13 protein-coding genes and 1 riboswitch are annotated in these 17,766 nt (G+C 41.0%); of the genes, 9 read left to right on the top strand and 4 right to left on the bottom strand.

The genetic code is table 11. The annotated features are described in order from the left end of the window. Nucleotides 1-7: 7 nt before the first annotated feature. Nucleotides 8-2,518, bottom strand: coding sequence for a zinc-dependent metalloprotease (locus tag J3455_RS16445; RefSeq protein ID WP_349562050.1), 2,511 nt, complete (start codon nucleotides 2,516-2,518; stop codon nucleotides 8-10). 265 nt (nucleotides 2,519-2,783) lie between these two features. Between J3455_RS16445 and J3455_RS16440 the strand changes: the two genes are divergently transcribed. From J3455_RS16440 to J3455_RS16420, 5 genes are all read left to right on the top strand, one after another. Beyond that, complete coding sequence (locus J3455_RS16440) at nucleotides 2,784-3,956, top strand: efflux RND transporter periplasmic adaptor subunit (protein WP_130050206.1); 1,173 nt, start codon at nucleotides 2,784-2,786, stop codon at nucleotides 3,954-3,956. Between the two features lie 9 nt (nucleotides 3,957-3,965). After that, nucleotides 3,966-7,103, top strand: a complete 3,138-nt coding sequence (locus J3455_RS16435) for an efflux RND transporter permease subunit (RefSeq protein ID WP_286260146.1) — start codon at nucleotides 3,966-3,968, stop codon at nucleotides 7,101-7,103. A gap of 135 nt (nucleotides 7,104-7,238) precedes the next feature. After that, a riboswitch (cyclic di-GMP riboswitch) is annotated at nucleotides 7,239-7,322 on the top strand. Between the two features lie 105 nt (nucleotides 7,323-7,427). Beyond that, on the top strand, nucleotides 7,428-7,997 hold the full coding sequence (locus J3455_RS16430) for a chitin-binding protein (protein WP_250661439.1): 570 nt from the start codon (nucleotides 7,428-7,430) through the stop codon (nucleotides 7,995-7,997). 290 nt (nucleotides 7,998-8,287) lie between these two features. Further along, entirely contained in the window at nucleotides 8,288-10,366 is a 2,079-nt protein-coding gene (locus J3455_RS16425) for a S9 family peptidase (RefSeq protein ID WP_349562049.1), read from the top strand. A gap of 67 nt (nucleotides 10,367-10,433) precedes the next feature. Then, entirely contained in the window at nucleotides 10,434-10,835 is a 402-nt protein-coding gene (locus tag J3455_RS16420; RefSeq protein ID WP_349562048.1) for a hypothetical protein, read from the top strand. A 58-nt stretch (nucleotides 10,836-10,893) separates the two neighbouring features. Here J3455_RS16420 and J3455_RS16415 read toward each other — a convergent pair whose 3' ends face one another. After that, on the bottom strand, nucleotides 10,894-11,367 hold the full coding sequence (locus tag J3455_RS16415) for a Dps family protein (protein ID WP_167658259.1): 474 nt from the start codon (nucleotides 11,365-11,367) through the stop codon (nucleotides 10,894-10,896). A gap of 364 nt (nucleotides 11,368-11,731) precedes the next feature. Here J3455_RS16415 and J3455_RS16410 point away from each other — a divergent pair, with 364 nt between their 5' ends. Then, nucleotides 11,732-11,941, top strand: a complete 210-nt coding sequence (locus tag J3455_RS16410; RefSeq protein WP_054562952.1) for a hypothetical protein — start codon at nucleotides 11,732-11,734, stop codon at nucleotides 11,939-11,941. Nucleotides 11,942-11,945: 4 nt separating this feature from the next. Here the strand turns inward: J3455_RS16410 and J3455_RS16405 are convergent, their stop codons facing one another. Both J3455_RS16405 and J3455_RS16400 read right to left on the bottom strand, forming a co-directional pair. After that, complete coding sequence (locus J3455_RS16405) at nucleotides 11,946-12,551, bottom strand: PGAP1-like alpha/beta domain-containing protein (RefSeq protein WP_130050212.1); 606 nt, start codon at nucleotides 12,549-12,551, stop codon at nucleotides 11,946-11,948. 8 nt (nucleotides 12,552-12,559) lie between these two features. Then, a complete protein-coding gene (locus J3455_RS16400) occupies nucleotides 12,560-13,096 on the bottom strand; it encodes a YaeQ family protein (RefSeq protein WP_130050213.1) in 537 nt (178 codons plus the stop codon). 272 nt (nucleotides 13,097-13,368) lie between these two features. On the opposite strand from J3455_RS16400, the gene J3455_RS16395 reads away from it, so the two are divergent. Genes J3455_RS16395 through J3455_RS16385 form a run of 3 tightly spaced genes read left to right on the top strand, consistent with a single transcriptional unit; the run spans nucleotide 13,369 to nucleotide 17,693 of the window. Continuing rightward, the gene (locus J3455_RS16395; RefSeq protein ID WP_349562047.1) at nucleotides 13,369-15,753 is read left to right on the top strand and encodes a TonB-dependent receptor; all 2,385 of its coding nucleotides are present in this window, start codon (nucleotides 13,369-13,371) and stop codon (nucleotides 15,751-15,753) included. A gap of 9 nt (nucleotides 15,754-15,762) precedes the next feature. Next, complete coding sequence (locus tag J3455_RS16390; protein WP_130050215.1) at nucleotides 15,763-16,467, top strand: response regulator transcription factor; 705 nt, start codon at nucleotides 15,763-15,765, stop codon at nucleotides 16,465-16,467. Continuing rightward, a complete protein-coding gene (locus tag J3455_RS16385; RefSeq protein WP_233786769.1) occupies nucleotides 16,467-17,693 on the top strand; it encodes a sensor histidine kinase in 1,227 nt (408 codons plus the stop codon). The genes J3455_RS16390 and J3455_RS16385 overlap by 1 nt, the downstream gene beginning before the upstream one ends. Nucleotides 17,694-17,766: the final 73 nt, after the last annotated feature.

Genomic DNA, 17,766 nt, shown 5'->3' with positions numbered 1-17,766 from the left:
TTTTTACTTATGCTTCGAGGGCTTTACTAATTAAGCGATCGATATATTGCTTATGCGCTTTTGCTGCGGTGTCTGCACCCCATGGCACGCTCATATCAGCAATTTGATTTAACTGATAAAGCGCGGCAGCTTTGGCTAGGTTGTCGTGCTTACTCGCTTTACCTAAACCAGCAATCGCGATTAGCTGATTCACATATTCAACTTGTAGATTGTGACTTAGAGTATTTGCTTTTTTGCTATCTACAAAAATGCTTGTCGTTAAGTCATTCATAAATTGATTAAGTGAGTACTCGTTGCCATACATTGCACTGTCTGAAATTCGCAGCATTACAGCCGGGTGTAATAACTGAGCCAGTACCAGCTTTTGCATGCCTAAAATCATGCCATGTGGTTTAGGGTCTTCATTTTTACCGTAATGATTAAAACCACGACGTTGCTGTAGCAGGTAGTTATAAAGCGGTTGCATGTTAGCAAGTACATTAGGCGAGAATACTTTGTCGGCTAACACTTGCATTGCATGTTGCTGGCGCTCAAGTGGCACTGGCGTAAATGGTGCGCCATTTTTGTCATCGCCCACCACATTACGTTCTACATAAACACCACCAATTTGACGAGATACTACGCCGGCTTGTGTTCTGTAGCTTCTAAATAAAATGTTCGCGGAGGTAACAAGCTGTTGGTATGACTCACCATTAACAGTGGCTTTGTCTTTAAGCTCAGTAAATAACTTATTGATAAGCTCCATGCGATCATCAGCATAAGCGGCAGGATTAGATGACATATCACCAATCATTACACGTGGGTCGATATGGCGGCCTGGGGCACGCATATCATCAGCATCATTACCAAAAGCTAAAGCATGCTCTGATGAGCGAGCGAGAATTTTTTCAAGACGCTGCTGCTCAGCGGCTTTATCAGCTAAAGCTTGGCTATAGCCATATTCAATTGCCCAATCATCATAAGGGCCTGGTTTTGTTTGGAAGATATCACCTTGCTGCATGCCAATAGGGGCGATATTTGCTGGGGCATAGTCCATAACTGACCCCGTTACGATACCTTGCGTTTTACTCTTATCGTGAACTTCTTTTTCATCCCACAAGATAGATGATTTCATATTGTGGTTAAGACCAAGGGTATGACCCACTTCGTGTAAAACAAGCTGAGTTAAACCTTGACGTAAAATCTCTTTGTCTTCAATGCTTGCACCTGTGCCTAAGCCTTTTGCAAGTAACATGTTTTCTTGAATGCTGTGACCTAGTGAGCAATGTAATTCTGTGCTGCTTTGGCTAGTTTCAAGCGTGGCTGCACCTTGGGTATATAAGGTGTCGTACATCCAACGGTTTTTCATGAAAACATACTCTAACATGATGTCAGAACCTAAGATCTCACCGGTTAATGGGTTCGCAAGGGCAGGACCATAACCGCCAAATGGTGGGCGTGGTGATGCAGTCCAACGTAATACGTTGTAGTTAATATCGCCTGCATCCCAATCAGCGTCATCAGGTTGTACTTTTACTTCAATGGCGTTTTTAAAGCCCGCTTTTTCAAATGAGCTATTCCACGCGAGCACTGCATCACGAATAGTGTCTCGCCACTCAACTGGCGTGGTATTTTCAATCCACCAAGTAATAGGTTTAACTGGCTCAGAAAGTGCCGCTGTTGGGTCTTTCTTTTGTAAGTCCCAGCGTTTGATTACATCTTCATAAGGTGCCCAATCAGCGGATGTCATATTGTCGAATTCGTTAGTGAAATAACCAATACGCGCGTCATCTTGGCGAGCTTGATAATCATTTTTTGGTAACGCGACAAATGAATGCTGTACTTTAATTGAAACATTACGAGGATCGCTTACGGCGTTTGAACCTCGTACTGTTGGGTTGGCATTAGAAAATACGTAATCAACCACAACATCTAGATTATTTGGATAAGGTCGTTGCTTAACAATTCGTGATTTTTTGTCATCTAATTTACCAAGTTTAAAGCGTTTGCTTGCATTTTTATCTTTTGGGTTCGACCAAGGTGACACTTTATGAAGTGCTTCACTTAAAAATAGCTTATCAACATTAAATGCGATTTTACCATCTTCTTCTTTTTCAATTTTGATACTAGCAAGTACAGCTTCGCTAATATTGGCATCAGCAGATCGTGCTAGGGCAGAGCTTTCATCAAATTTATAGCGTGGCGTTTTGCTAATAATGTCGATACGGTCAAAATACTTACGAAACTCAATGAGCTTTGTCTCGCGGTATGCCCCTCTGAAGTGACCTGCATCAGTAACACCATCGACCGTGTGAGCAAAATACACAAACGGGGTATCTAGTTGTGATTGGTCGATCACCATTAAGTTGTCGCCCGTTTTCGCATCTTGGTAAATGCTGAAAACACCAGCAAACTCGCTTTTATCTTTGATCATTTCAGCCAGCGTCTTTGGCTTTTTTTCTTCTTTTTTAGCTTCGGCTGCGTGGCCATTCATGGCAAGTGCTAGGCTTAGTGCCAGCGCAATGTTTGTTATTTTCATTGTTAACTCGTTCCTTTAATTATTTCTCAATCAAGTTTAATGAATTAACTCTTTGATAAAAGGTCATTTGTTAACAAGTGTGAAAGTATGGTTGTAAGCTTTTGATATTTCTTTCGTTTTGTTTGTAACAAATTGTTCTTAAGTCATTTTTCTGATTTATATTTTTTATTTAACCGTTTTTGTAACAGTTCCTTACAAATGTCGCATTAATGTTTCTGTCAGCTTTGGTATGATAGAGCCAGTTAAAATATTATAGGTGTAAGTTATGCGCACAAGTTTATTAAAATGGATCTTACCATTTGTTGCATTAATTGTTGGTGTTGCTGGTTTTATGGCAATCAACGCTATTGCTCAAGAGCCTAAAGACAAGGATGTAGTTGATGTGCGTCCTTTGGTGCAGGTTGAGCCAGTAGCAAGCGATGATCATCAAGTGATCATTAACAGTTACGGCGAAGTTAAACCGCTAGAAAGTACTTTGATTGCCTCGCAAGTGGCAGGTGAAGTAACGAGCTGGCATCCAAACTTTGTTGCTGGTGGTATCGTAGCTCGCGGTGAAGTGTTATTCACCATCGAAAAAGATAACTACGAAGCGGCTGTACTACAAGCTGAAGCAGCACTTGCCAGTGCTCAAGCGGCACTGATTGAAGAGCAAGCACAAGCTAAAGTAGCAGAAGATGAAGCAAGACGTTACCCAGAACGTGAGCGCACTGACTTATTCCTACGTAAACCTCAAGTGTTAAGCGCGCAAGCCGCTGTTAAATCAGCGCAAGCTGCATTAAAACGTGCCGAGCGTGACCTTGCTCGCTGCGAAGTGAAAGCACCTTATGATGCACTTGTGATTAGCCGTGAAATAGGTGTCGGTCAATACATTAATGTGGGCAGCCAAGTTGCTGAAATTAATAATATTGAAAGCGCAGAAATCATCGTACCAATCGCTGGTTTCGATAGTGTATTTTTACCAAAACGCTTAAAAGGCGTAAAAGCGACCATTATCAATAAAGGATTAAACAGCTTTACTCGTGAAGCTGAAATTGATCGTGACTTAGGTGTTGTTGATAACGCGACTCGTATGAGCAACCTAGTAGTTCGTGTTGATGACCCATATGGCTTAAAGCACGACGTGCAACCAATTAAATTTGGTGCTTACGTACAAGTTAACTTTGCTGGTGCAACATTACAAAATATCTACCGTTTACCGCAGTCTTTGGTGAACAACCAAACAGTGTGGATTGTTAACGATGAGAATAAACTTGAACCACGCAAAGTAACCGTAGTGCGTGAAGAAGGTGAGTACTTTTATATTAGTGATGGCCTTGAAGTGAATGACCAGTTGGTTCTTACTTTACCTGAGTATCCTCAAGAGGGTATGGAAGTGAAGATTGCTGGTATGAAAGAAATGACAAGCGATGCAGAAACTGCAGCGGTTGAAAAGCTTTAAGGTAGCATTATGACTGATACAAACACAGAAAAACAGTCTGGCCTTATTGCCTATTTTGCCAATAACTCGGTCGCTGCGAACTTAATGATGGTGTTTATCATCATCATGGGGATTATTAGTTATTTCACTATTCAACGCCAGATGTTCCCGAATGTTGAAATTAACTATATTGAAGTACAGGCCAATTATCCGGGTGCTTCGCCACAGGAAATTGAAGAAAGTATTCTGATCAAAATTGAAGAGTCACTAAAAGACGTTACCGAGATTAAGCGTGGTGTATATCGCTCGTTTCGAAATAGTGGCCGTGCGAGTTTAGAGATCAACACGGACGCAGAACTTACTGATGTTCTCGATAAAGTGAAACTACGTGTAGACAGTATTGCTACTTTCCCTGCGGGAATGGAGCCTGTCACCATCAGCCAGGTTGAATTTCGCCAGGACGTGATCGGTATGACGCTCGTTGGTGATATTCCGCTTACTGAGCTAAAGCCAGTTGCAAACAGAATTGAAGATGAATTACTGCAATTATCAAATGTATCACTTGTACAAAATGATGTACCACTCGATGAAATTGCGATAGAAATCGATCCTGACTCTCTGCGTCAATACAACCTTACACTGAGTGATGTGGCCAGTGCTGTGCGTCGTTACTCTGCTAATATTTCAGCAGGTCAATTACGTACTGACGCAGGTATTATCTCGGTGCGCGTTGAAAACCAATATTATAACGGTGATGAGTTCCGCCAGATCCCAGTAAAAATTGGTGCTAATGGCGCTAAAGTGCTTTTAAACGATATTGCTGTAATCAAAGACCAATTCATTGAAGGTGAGCGTTACTTTAAATTTAATGGTGAAAATGCCGTTTATTTATCAGTAAAAGCAACCAAAGAACAAAATATGATCCCGGTTGCTGATTCGGTTAAAGCGTTTATCGAACAAAAGAATAAAGAGTTACCAGCGGGTCTACGTCTAGAGCCATTAATGGACATGACCTACTACCTTAACGCACGTTTAGACATGATGAAAACCAACCTAATTCAAGGTGCTATCTTGGTTGCCATTATGTTGTCTATCTTTTTACGCTTTAAGCTAGCACTTTGGGTAATGATTGGTTTACCTGTGTGTTTCTTAGGTGCAATGATGATGATGCCATTATTTGGTATCAGTATTAATATCGTGTCGTTATTTGCCTTTATTATGGTACTCGGGATCGTGGTCGACGATGCCATAGTAATAGGAGAGAGCGCCTATACCGAAATTGAGAAAAAAGGCGGTGGTGTTGTGAACGTGGTAAATGGCGCAAAGCGTGTTGCTACCCCGGCAACATTTGGTGTTTTAACAACAATTGCCGTATTCGCACCATTTACATTATCAAGTGGACCAGAGAGCGCATTCTTCTTCGGTATCGCGGTTGTGGTAATTTTGTGCCTAGTATTTAGTTTGATTGAATCGAAACTTATTTTACCCGCTCACATTGCTCATACTAAGTTTCCACCAATTAACCCCAATAGCTGGCGAGCTCGTTTTAACAAACGTTTCTTTAGCTTTGTTAATGGTCCATATAAACGTTTTATTGAGCTTTGTGTAGAGTGGCGTTGGTTTGTTCTATTTGCATTTATCGGTTTATTGATTTTGACGTTTGGCTTAATTTCATCAAACCAAGTGCGAGTGGTGCCAACACCAAAAGTACCTCATGACTTCCCGCAAATTCGCCTAGAAATGAATGAAAATGCATCTGATATACAAACAATCAATGCTATTCGTGACATAGAAGCCATGGTGCAAAAAGTAGATCAAGAGACAGAGCGAGAATTTGGTCAAAAGCTTATTCGCGATATCTTAGTGTTCAACCAAGGTCGTACTGAAGCACAGTTACTTGCTCCGTTGGTAGACGAAGAGTTACGTCCGTACAACGCGTTTGAATTATCTCGTCGTTGGCGTGAACAAATGCCAAGTATCCCTGGCGTGAAATCACTGCAAATTTACGATGACGTGAATGGTGGTGGTATGGATGGTGAGTTTGGTTATTTACTGTACGGCCCAGATATCGATACCTTAAATGATGCTGGTCGTCGTTTTATCCAACTATTACAACAGCAAAAAGGCTTGTTTGATATTAGTTCGACCATCGATCCGGCGAGCAAAGAAGTACAATTAAGCTTAAAACCTGTGGCATACGATCTAGGTTTAGACCTTGCCAACATTGCTAACCAAGTAGGCGCAAGCTTCTATGGTGGTGAAGCACAACGTGTTATTCGTCGCGGCGAAGAAGTGCGTGTCATGGTTCGTTACCCTAAACTAACCCGTGAAGCGTTTGCATCATTAAAGCATGCCGTGATTACAACGCCAGCCGGCCAAGAGGTGATGCTAGGTGATGTTGTTGAACTGAACGAAAAACCTGGTATTAGCTATATTCGCCGTGAAGGTGGCTATCGTACTGTGTATATCTACGGCAGTATCGATGAAGAAGCGATTGAACCGGGTGAAGTTGTTAAGCAAGTTGATGAGAACTTATTACCGCAGTTAAAAGAAGAATACCCATCAGTTAAAACTGAGCTAGGTGGTTCTATTGAAGAACAACAAGCGCAAGCTAACGAGCAAATCATGTTCTTCATAGGCGGTATGATTTTAGTGTATATCTTGCTTGCAGTGCCGCTTAAAAGCTATTCACAACCTCTTATTGTTATGTCGGTTATTCCATTTAGCTTAACTGGTGCTATTTGGGGCCACTTCTGGTTTGGCTTAGATATTAGCTTGATGTCAGGCTTTGGCTTGATTGCTGCAGCGGGTGTTGTAATTAATGACTCGTTAGTTATGACCGACTTTGTGAACCAAGCACGCCGCGAAGGTATTTCAACTCGCCAAGCGGTTATTGAAGCAGGTTGTGCGCGTTTTAGGGCAATCACCCTGACTTCAATTACAACCTTTGCCGGTGTCTTACCAATTATGTTCGAAACTAGTCTGCAAGCTAAATTTGTAATTCCGATGGCTGTCGCACTTGGTTTTGCGGTTATGTTTGCAACCCTAATCACTTTAGTACTAGTACCTTGTTTGTATATTGTTATGAGTGATATAGGTAATGGCTTCTTGAATATATTCCGTGCAGGCCACAGAGTAGTGACCAGAAGAAATCTAGCAAGAGATTAAAAGTCTCATCAGTTTAAAAGCCAACCAAGCGGTTGGCTTTTTTGTATCTCATGCATTTCTAGTAACTATTTGCTATATAAGATGTTTGGTTACATTCTTTTGTTTGATTTGTGATTCGGTCACGATTATACTCAATCTTGTTTTTGGCAAACTAACTGAAAGGTTAGGACGCAAAGTTTCCGGTCTAAGGTTTTATACTATGATAGCGGGGCCGCTGATAAGCACATAATCTAGTGCTTTGGTTCACTTGCCTCAAACTAAAAGTATTTTTTGTTCGGTTGTTGGATAATACCTATTAGTTGTTCTTAGGGTGATATTTTGTTTATGCATACGTCAATGGCCTCCGGGAAGTGGTTGCCGATTGGTTGCTTGAATCATCATACCCAACTGTTTGTTGGTGATAGGGTGATTGTGACCTTTTATGACATGCAAGGAGAGCTAGTCGATTTATCATTCGAATACCCGATCAGCAGTTCCGATCAGGGTGAGCCTCATAATTGGCCACGTTCTGTTGCTGAGCATATAAACGTGCATATTCCGCTAGTAAAAGCGGGCAAAATGACTGAACAAGGTTTAGTGGTTGCGTACCGTTCAAACCAAATTTATGCCCTTGAAGGCTCGGGCATTACGCATGTGAAAGTGGCGTTTAATTGCATCGCAAAATGTAAAGAGCGAGTGCAAGATAGTCTACAAGATTACGACTATGTATACCCACAAGCATGCAGCGATTACAGTGCGGGTGTTAAAGTTCTACAGCCCAAAACAGGCCATATTTACATGTGTAAACCATGGCCATTTAGCGAGTTTTGTCGTGTTAAAGATTCACACAATCCGCTATTTGAACCGGGTGTAGGAAAAAGCTGGGCTATGGCTTGGCAACAAGTATCGCATTAGCAAGTAGCGCATTAAAAGTTTCCCCCTAAATGCTATTTTAGCATTGCTTAGCCCACTCAATTTGAGTGGGCTTTTTTAATACCAACCCGCAATAATACTTAATCATTTTGAGGGATTAAACCTGCCGCTAACTGCGTTAAAAATTTCTCATTTAGAACAACTAAATAACGAAATTTTTGCCTTGTTATCAACGAGGTTTTATTGCCTCAAAATAGACTACTTAATTAAGCTGATTGGTATAATTCTGTGATAAACTGCCAGCAATTCGTTTTTTATTTTGGTTTTTTCTTGTGTCGTCAAATTCGTATTCTTTGTCTTTATTAGCGCACCCTCCTGTTGCAAAAAAACAGCCACACCAATTAACTACTCACCAACAGACGCGCACCGATAATTATTATTGGATGCGTGATGATGAGCGTGAAAATACAGATGTATTAGCGCACTTAAATGCTGAAAATGACTATTGCGATAAGCAACTAGCCGACATAAAACCACTTCGTGAGCAGTTATTCAATGAGTTAAAAGGCCGTATTGTAAAAGATGACAACACGGTACCCGTTAAAGATGGCAAATATTGGTATCACTCAGAAGTACGAGGCGATGATGAATATGCACGTCATTATCGCAGCAGTTCAATTGAAGCGCGTGATAAGCAGTTATTGTTAGATGTAAACCAATTAGCCGCTGACTACGAATTTTATGAACTAGGCGAGGTTGCAATTAGCCCAGACGAGCAGCTACTTGCCTATTCTGAAGATACTGAGGGCCGCCGTATTTATACTGTGCGTTTTAAAAATATCGCCAGTGGTGAAATGTTTAGCGATGTTCTCGAAAATACCGAAGGTCAAGTGGTGTGGGCTAATGATAATAAAACAGTTTTTTATGTTAAAAAGGACCTACAAACCCTGTTGGGTTTTCAAGTTTACCGCCATGTTTTAGGTACGCCACAAGCAAATGACGTACTTGTATACGAAGAACAAGATAAAAGCTTCTTTATGGGACTAGGAAAAAGCCGTGATGAAAGCCTAATTATTATTGATCTTGCGACCACAGAAACAAATGATATGTGGGTGCTTGACGCTAATAACCCAGAGCGTGAATTCAGCGCATTAATGCCACGCGAAGAAGGCCATGAATTTGATGTCGATAAACTGGGTGATACCTTCTATATTGTGACGAACTGGCAAGCGAAAAACTTTCGCTTAATGACTGCAACGCAAAGCACTATTGCCGATAAAACGCGTTGGCAAGAGCATACTCCACATCGTGAAAACGTGTTGTTAGAAGGGGTCGAGATTTTTGATAATTTCCTTATTCTTACAGAACGAGAGCTAGGTCAAACACGTTTTGTGGTGGTCAATCAGCATGCTCAACGCTTGACGTTAGAGTTTGATGACCCTTGTTATTATGCTGCAATTGCAATGAACCCTGAGCCGAATGTGAGCTCTGCACGTATTTATTATTCAAGCTTAACAACACCGGGCTCTTTGTATGATGTTGATTTAAAAACAGGTAACAAAACCTTATTAAAACAACAGCAAGTGCTTGGGGATTTTAATCCAGAGCATTATCGCTCAGAACGTTTAATGGTTAGAGCAAGAGATGGCGAGCAAGTGCCAGTGTCATTGGTTTACCGTATTGATCAATTTAATAAAAATGGCACGAACCCGCTGTTACAGTATGGCTATGGTGCCTACGGTATTACCATCGATCCTAGCTTTTCAAGTAGCTCATTAAGCTTACTAGACCGTGGCTTTGTTTATGCGATTGCCCATATTCGTGGTGGAGAAATGCTAGGTCGCCATTGGTATGAGCAAGGAAAGAAGCAACATAAGCAAAATAGCTTTAGTGACTTTATTGATGTTACTCGTGTGCTTACTGAGCAAGGCTATGCACACCCGCATAAAGTATTTGCATCGGGCGGTAGTGCTGGTGGTTTGCTAATGGGAGCTGTGGTCAACCAAGCGCCTGAGCTTTATTTAGGGATAGGTTGCCATGTGCCATTTTTAGATGTGTTAACCACTATGCTTGATGAGAGTATTCCACTTACAACGAATGAGTATGACGAGTGGGGGAATCCAAATGACCCGGCGTTTTATGATGTGATTAAAGCCTATTCGCCCTACGATAATATCGAGCCCCAGGCTTATCCTAATATTCTCGTCACCACCGGATTCCATGACTCTCAAGTACAATATTGGGAGCCAATGAAGTGGGTCGCAAAGCTGCGTGAATTTAAAACCGATGACAACATCTTGGTGTTCAAAACCGACATGGATGCAGGTCATGGTGGTGCATCGGGACGCTTTAAAAGTCTTGAAGAAAAGGCATTAGAAATGGCATTTTTTATTGCTTTATTACCAAATTAAGACTTAGATAAATAAGTGAATAGATGCTATAAGCATAAAACTTAAGTTGTATTTCAAAGGGGTGAGCATGTTTAAAGCCCATGGTGATTGGCGTTATTTTGTTGAGCCGCCGGTGATTTATGTGGAAATTAGTGGCAGCTTTAACAAAGAAGCTGTTGCTTCATTTAGTATCGAAGTTGGTCAAGAAATCATGAAATACCCTGAACATTCAATTCAGTATGCTGTGGTTAATTTGGAGCAATTTGAATTAGCGACTGCTGATAGTATTGAGATTGCAAGGGCTTACTTTCAGGCCGTAAAAGCGCGGGGTTACAAAAGTGTTGACTATATTAAAGCAAATATTATTGCTCGCAATTTGTTAGAAACCGTTTGGTCAGGTGTAGAGATGGATATTAATTTTCACCCAGATGCTGAAAGCTTTTTTCAAGCAAGACCCGAGTACGATAATTTAAGAAAGTGGTTAAAGTAATACCTTCTGAATATAAAAAAGCCCTCATTTGAGGGCTTTTTCGTGTCAATTCAGAATATTAATCAAGGTAAGCTTTTAGCATCCAAACAAGTTTCTCTTGTTCTTTGATGTAATCTCCCATTAATGATGCTGTACCTTCGTCGTCTGCATCACCTGCTTGTGCTAAGATTTCACGCTGCATTTGGATAAGCGTGCTGTAACCTGCTAATAGATTTTCTACTGCAGCAGTGCCTTCAGTGATGTTTTTTGCTTCACTAATCTTGCTATCTTCGATGTACTCAGAGAATGCATGTACAGGTGTACCACCTAAAGTTAAAATACGCTCTGCAATTTCATCTACTTTCTCAAGTAGTAAGTTATAAATTTCTTCAAATTTAAGGTGTAATTCAAAAAAGTTACGACCTTTGATATTCCAATGAAAGCCGCGTGCGTTCATATATTGAATTTGGTAGCAGCTTAGTAAAGAGTTTAGTGAATTTACGATGTCTTCACTTTTTGCGCTGTTTAAACCAATTGCATTTACCTGTGACATAGATTGCTCCTTAAAAAACCGTTAAGTGTTAACTTGCTAGTGCTTGACGTTAAGTATTAGTCATCTTGATTAATCTGTAAAATGGTTTAATTCGAACACAGTGATAGGTTTTAACTATCAAAGGTTTGTTTTGTCCATTTATGCACTATCAACATAACTTTGAATTACTTTTATATAGACTTGGGGCAACTGAGCAAAAAATCTACCTTATTTAATAAATATCCAAAAATTAGGCAGAAAGTATGATCTAAAACAAGGTTTGCATCTGCTTACAAACACGCTGATTTAGAATTTGATTTGGGTCAAAAAATCAACGAACCAGAAGCGCATAATGACTTTACCGCATTTAACCAGGAGAAGAAAAATGGACGGTAAAACAGTTAAAGAAAGCAAAGCTGAAATAGTTGTTGTAGTGATTGCATTACTTGCATTTGTTATCGGTTTGGTAGGTCATCTAGCTGGGGCTAGCTTCGCAAACTTTGATACCTTTGGCTACATTGCTGCACCTGTGCCACTGATCTTAGGGATCATCGTTTTAATCTCATATAAAGTGGCTGCAAGTGCTGAAGATTAAAGTATCACTCACTTTGATTTATAAGCTTAATAATGTAATCCATCACTTGGCGTGAGTAGATCATACTGGTGTGACTTAAATGAAACACCTTGTGTTCTGCCATGCCATGGAGCTTAGTTTCATCCATCAACACCGTACCATCAGAGATACTACCTTTGGCAATAAGCGGCATTAGACCTATTGGTAAATCGCCTGCAATACTATAAAGCTTGGCATCAAACGGCCAATCCCCATTCTCTGATAATAAAAATTCCACACTGTTTTTTAACAGCATTTCAAAGCCCTTTTGCTGCATTTGCTTAGCAATATGACTGCCTTTATGCGGGGTGCCTAAGGTGATCACCTTTTCGACATGGCGACTTTGAAGAGAATTGGCCTCTAAGTAAGCGCGAGCAACCAAGCCGCCCATAGAATGACAAACTAAGGCGGTCGGCTTACCACCGATAAAGCGATCAATCTTATCGAAAATTGCCGCTCTATCGGGAGAGAGCGTGTTATAGGTCAAATTGAGTATTTTTAAACCTGACTTTTCAAGGCGCGCGCAAAGTGGACGCATCACAAAGCCCGACATATAAAGTCCGTGTAATACTACAACCTGCCTAATTGCCATCGCATTCCTTACATTAACTGTTGCGGTTTAATTTCGATATTTGCTGTATCTGAGCTAACCCATACTTCGCCATCTTGAACTGTGATAGTGAGCTTAATATTGCGATCGGCTAACTCTGCTAATGCCTGAGTAGCAGCATAATCGAGACTAAAAATACTCAAGTTTTTAAAATCATACAACTTAGGCTGATGTTTTTGCCACCAAATTGCTTGGTTATTTTCACCGTAAGTATACAAAATAACTTGCTTGGCTTTATTGCAGGCTTTTTTCAGGCGCTTTTCGTCAGGTAGTCCAAGCTCAATCCATAGTTCAATTTCTTCGCTGTAGTTAATGTGCCAAAGCTCAGGCTCGTCATCTGCGCATAAGCCTTTCGTAAACTCTAAGCCTTCACGAGCATTAAGTGCAAAAGCTAACAAGCGGATCATCAAGCGTTGTTCGGTTTCTGATGGGTGTTGTGCCAGTGTTAAATTGAAATCTTGATAAATGTGGCGGTCCATATCGCTTAACGATAATTGCGCTTTAATAATGGTTGATTTAAGAGCCATAATTGCTTACTTGAAAAAATTTGCGCCATTATAGCGCAATTAATCTTACCGACACTTAAATATCTCCAGCGAAACTCTAGGTTAATCCTTATTTATTATCACAAGCGGTATTCGTAAACCTAAATTACTTCGGTGACATTTTAGTCACATTTACTTTGCTAACGTCTAAAGTTGATTAACTCGAATTCAATAATTAGGGCTATTTGGGAGGATGAAAGTATGTGCAAGTTATTGAAATCAAGATCATGGTTGATGCCAAGAGGGACGCAATTATGAGAGAACAATTTAGACAGATACTCTGGTCACTTGCATGGCTATTGTTGAGTAGTTTGGCATTTTACTCTTACGCAGTAGAAGAGCCGGGGGCAATAACGGTTATTGTCAAAAATCAGACTACAGATCGACCACTTCCAAACGCACAAGTCATACTTAAGAAACGAGAAACCTCTGCAATACAAACCTTACAAACTGATCTACAAGGGCGTATTGTTGTTGAACAACTCGATCCGGGCCTTTACTCAATAAAGATTACAAAAAGTGGTTTTGCGGCTTTATACGAACCAAGTATTCGCGTTGTAACACGAAAAAATACGAAGGTTGAATTTGACCTTAGAGAACAAGCCATAGAGGTAGTTGAAGTAAGAGCCCAACAAGCTGATACATTTACTTCAGGTTCTAGCACCTATCTCGACAGAGAATTTCTGCGAAGTGCCGTGGGAGGAGGTGCAGATCCACTACTTTCTCTAGATGGATTGCCAGGTGTCGCATCTGACAGTGAATTTGCAAGTTTTAGTGTGCGTGGTCGAGGCCCAAGAGATAATTTACTCTTTGTTGATGATTTTCCTTTTGATAAAGCTATTCACTTTGATGCGACGTTAGGTGAAGAGGAAGATGTAGGAGGCGGTGGTCGCTTTTCTATATTTGCCCCAAATGTAATAAATGGAGCAGAATTTTCCCCTGGCGGGTGGCAAGCAGCTTATGGTGGTCGTGCAGGATCTTTGCTGAAGCTAGAAGTGGCCGATGGTAACCCTAGCCCATCTGCAAGTTTTCGCTACGACCTTGCTGGTTATGAAGTTGGTTATGACGGCCCTATAAATATCACTGATGAAGCAACTATGCTTTTTTCTGCAAGGCGGCTAGATTTTGGTGCCTTGTTTGAAACTATCGAAGAGCTAGATATTGGTGAACCTGTTTTAAGGGATATTATTTTTAAATCAGTGATACCCATTAATCAAAATAACACTTTTGAAGTGTTACTCATGGATACGCATGAGAAATATACTCGTGGCGTTGAGCATGTTTCTGAATCACCTAATTTTGAAGATACTGCATTGCAAAATGCTGAGCAAGATAGTGACCTGTATGGTTTAACATTGACTACGTTGCTTGGTGAAACCGCTGTTTTGACTAATAAAGTTTACTACCGAAAAAGTGATAAATTGAGCTCTGAAGGTGAGGCTTATCCAGATCTTGTACCCGAGGGAACGCCAGCTTCTGAATACCCTAGTCGAGAAGACATTATTACTATATCTGAAGGTGAAACAGAAATTGGTTGGAGAAGTGATTTTGAGGTAGAAAATCAATTAGGGATGTTGAGCGTCGGTGCCCGAATTACGCAAATTGAACTAGATTACAGCACATTTTTAGATGGTGAATGGAATCGGTTTGTTTATGATAGTGACGATTATAGACCTGACTCACAGCAAAAGTTTATTGTACTAACACCTGAAAGCCTTAATTCAGTCACGTCTTTGAAAGAAGTAAACTATGCAGGCTATATAGAACAAATTTTTGAAATGGGTGATTGGGATTTTGGTACAGGTTTACGATTTGAACGAGATGGGTTTGCTGATGAAAGTTTTATATCACCTCGATTCAGCATTAACTGGATGCCAAGTCAAAAGGTAAGGTATTTTGCAACGGCGGGGTTATTTCATCAGTCACCGCGATATTTAGAACTCGCGGCTAACGAGACTAATAATCTTAAAACTGAAAAAATAACCCATACGAGTGTTGGCTTTAAATATTTCCCTAATGCCAACTGGTCATTACTAACGGAAGTTTATTATCAGCAGCTTAGCAACTTAGTGGTTGACCTAGACCGTACCAGTGGAACTTATGCAAATGATGGTGATGGTACTTCATATGGTGCTGATTTTGTGCTTAATGCTACTATTTTCGAAGGTCTTTACGCCAGTGCAACCTATTCTTACAATGATGCGGTCGTAGACCGAAAGGATGGTTTTGGCGACGTAGCTGCTGAATTTAGTCGTGAACATGTTGCCACGTTAGGGCTGACATGGGAGATAAGTGACCGTTGGAAGCTTGCTGGACGATATAAATACCTTTCTGGCAGACCAGATGACATATTTATTGTACATGAAGATGTTTTGGGGCCAGGACAGCCTTTACGTTACTCTAAGGAAATTACAGAGCGTAATGTTGGCCGCAAAGAAGGATCAGGCTCATTGAATGTTCGTGTAGATTACCGACGTGCCTTTGGTCCTATTGATGTTACCGCCTTTCTTGATGTTATAAATGTCACGGCAGCTTCATCAGCTGATGACACTGAGTTTGATTACCGCCGAGGAATTGAAGTCGTTGACGATAGCGAAGCTGAACCGCTGATCGGGTTGCGATTTGATTACGCTTGGTAAGGAATAAAAATGCTAGATGCTTTGAATACTGAGCCGATCAGAGCTTTGATTGTTGAAGATAACCGTGACATTAGTGCGAATATTGCTGCGTATCTAGAAAGGCACAGTTACCTCTTGGACTTTGCTTATGACGGTATAAGTGCAATGCAACTAGCGATGAACAACAAGTTTGATGTCATTGTTTTAGACCTAATGCTTCCAGGGATGGATGGCTTACACTTTTGTCAAAAGTTGCGAGCTGAAGCTGACGTTGAAACACCTGTACTTATGCTCACTGCGAGAGACACGCTTGATGATAAACTGAGAGGATTTGCAGTAGGAGCCGACGATTATTTGGTAAAGCCATTCGCATTGCAAGAGTTACATGTGCGCCTGCAAGCTCTTTATAAGCGGAGTCACGGCAATACCAACAAAGTATTGACTGTGTCTGATCTAACGATGAATAAGTCCACCTTGCAAGTATATCGTGCTGGTCAGCTTATTGAGCTTAATCCTGCAAGTATGAAGTTATTGCAGCGGTTAATGGAGGTATCTCCTTCTGTTGTTACACGCGATAGTCTCGAAACTTTATTATGGGCAGATGAGCCTCCTGATGGTGATGCGCTTCGTTCGCACATGTACAAGTTAAGACAGGCAATTGATAAACCATTTGATACGCCATTGATTCATACAGTGCACCGTATCGGCTATCGAATTGCAAAGGACTTCCAATAATGTATCGGCATAGTTTGCACAAACGTGTCGCTATCGCATTTGCAATGTGTGTGGCTGTGCTGAGTATTGCATGGGGTTTTGCTTTCTTTGCTGCAATAAGATTGAGTGAAGATCGAGTGCTAACCCAGCAATTGCAAGTTGCATCAGATAACTACCCTGCCATTACTACAAATCTTAAGGCGTACGATAAAGTAGATAACTTACCTCAATCACTTCAAACGTGGGCGCAAACAAATCCAGCAGTTGGGTTGTATGAATTTGATAGCGAAGAATTACATGTTGCCGTTATTGATACAGGTAATGAGCAGTCACATGGGTTTGTAGTGTTTGATGTCGCGCAGATTGAGGCTTCTTCGTCAGAGGATTGGTGGTTATTATTCATTATTAGCAGCCTTGTAGGAACATTGGGGTTACTAGGCTTTGGGCTTGGAATTGTTGTGATGCGTCGAGCTTTGGCTCCCGTAACTCAACTTGCTAAAGCTGTGGCCGACATTGATCCTGAGCAATTATCAAACGAAGATTACAAGCGTATAGATGCTAACCGATATACAAATGATGAAGTTGGCATGCTCGCAAGTACAATAGAGCAGGCTTTTGAGCGAGTTAGTGCATTCATCGCAAGAGAACGCTATTTTACAGACTCAGCAAGCCATGAATTGCGCACGCCAGTGACAGTCATTACCGGCGCCCTAGAGCTTTTAGAACAAAGCCAATTGACTCCTGCCGATATGAAGGTGATAGATCGTGTAAGGCGGGCAACATACGACATGAATAAAATGATCGAAATGTTTTTGTGTCTTGCTCGTGAAACTGATGATGGCTTGTATGATGAGCAGTTTTTAGTAATGCCACTGGTAAGAAAAGCAGTAGAGCAGCAACGCTATTTGTTAAACGGTAAACTCGTTGGTGTTGAACTTGATGAGCTTGCCAACCCCATAATTTATGGGCATGCACAGGCATTTTCTATTGCGGTTAATAACCTGGTGCGAAATGCATTTGAGCATACCCTTGCAGGACAGGTACCGATTGCAATTTTGATTAAAGAGCATGAATTATTAATCACCAATCAGTTCAGTGGCGGTGATGCCCAGCATACGGCGACTGAAACAGCTTCTCACGGCTATGGCTTAGGTTTAGGTATTGTGCAACGCTTATGTGAGCGCAATGGTTGGTCATTCTCACTGCATGCAGATACAGCGCATGTAGTCGCTCGTCTTTCGTGGTGATGGAAGGCGTGATTTTATTTTTAAACAATCCTGCTTGATGTAGTAAACTATACCTATCAGCAAAATCCCCATG

The organism is Pseudoalteromonas sp. NFXS39 (genome assembly GCF_040148775.1).
GTDB classification, from domain to species: Bacteria; Pseudomonadota; Gammaproteobacteria; order Enterobacterales; family Alteromonadaceae; genus Pseudoalteromonas; species Pseudoalteromonas apostichopi.
The sequence above is the reverse complement of the archived record's forward strand: the minus strand, read 5'-3'. Positions and strand labels throughout refer to the sequence as shown.

Bases quoted from the DNA above. Each gene is read 5' to 3' on its own strand.
- J3455_RS16445 (WP_349562050.1), bottom strand. From the start codon at position 2,518: ATGAAAATAACAAACATTGCGCTGGCACTAAGCCTAGCACTTGCCATG.
- J3455_RS16440 (WP_130050206.1), top strand. From the start codon at position 2,784: ATGCGCACAAGTTTATTAAAATGGATCTTACCATTTGTTGCATTAATT.
- J3455_RS16435 (WP_286260146.1), top strand. From the start codon at position 3,966: ATGACTGATACAAACACAGAAAAACAGTCTGGCCTTATTGCCTATTTT.
- J3455_RS16430 (WP_250661439.1), top strand. From the start codon at position 7,428: ATGCATACGTCAATGGCCTCCGGGAAGTGGTTGCCGATTGGTTGCTTG.
- J3455_RS16420 (WP_349562048.1), top strand. From the start codon at position 10,434: ATGTTTAAAGCCCATGGTGATTGGCGTTATTTTGTTGAGCCGCCGGTG.
- J3455_RS16415 (WP_167658259.1), bottom strand. From the start codon at position 11,367: ATGTCACAGGTAAATGCAATTGGTTTAAACAGCGCAAAAAGTGAAGAC.
- J3455_RS16410 (WP_054562952.1), top strand. From the start codon at position 11,732: ATGGACGGTAAAACAGTTAAAGAAAGCAAAGCTGAAATAGTTGTTGTA.
- J3455_RS16405 (WP_130050212.1), bottom strand. From the start codon at position 12,551: ATGGCAATTAGGCAGGTTGTAGTATTACACGGACTTTATATGTCGGGC.
- J3455_RS16400 (WP_130050213.1), bottom strand. From the start codon at position 13,096: ATGGCTCTTAAATCAACCATTATTAAAGCGCAATTATCGTTAAGCGAT.
- J3455_RS16395 (WP_349562047.1), top strand. From the start codon at position 13,369: ATGAGAGAACAATTTAGACAGATACTCTGGTCACTTGCATGGCTATTG.
- J3455_RS16390 (WP_130050215.1), top strand. From the start codon at position 15,763: ATGCTAGATGCTTTGAATACTGAGCCGATCAGAGCTTTGATTGTTGAA.
- J3455_RS16385 (WP_233786769.1), top strand. From the start codon at position 16,467: ATGTATCGGCATAGTTTGCACAAACGTGTCGCTATCGCATTTGCAATG.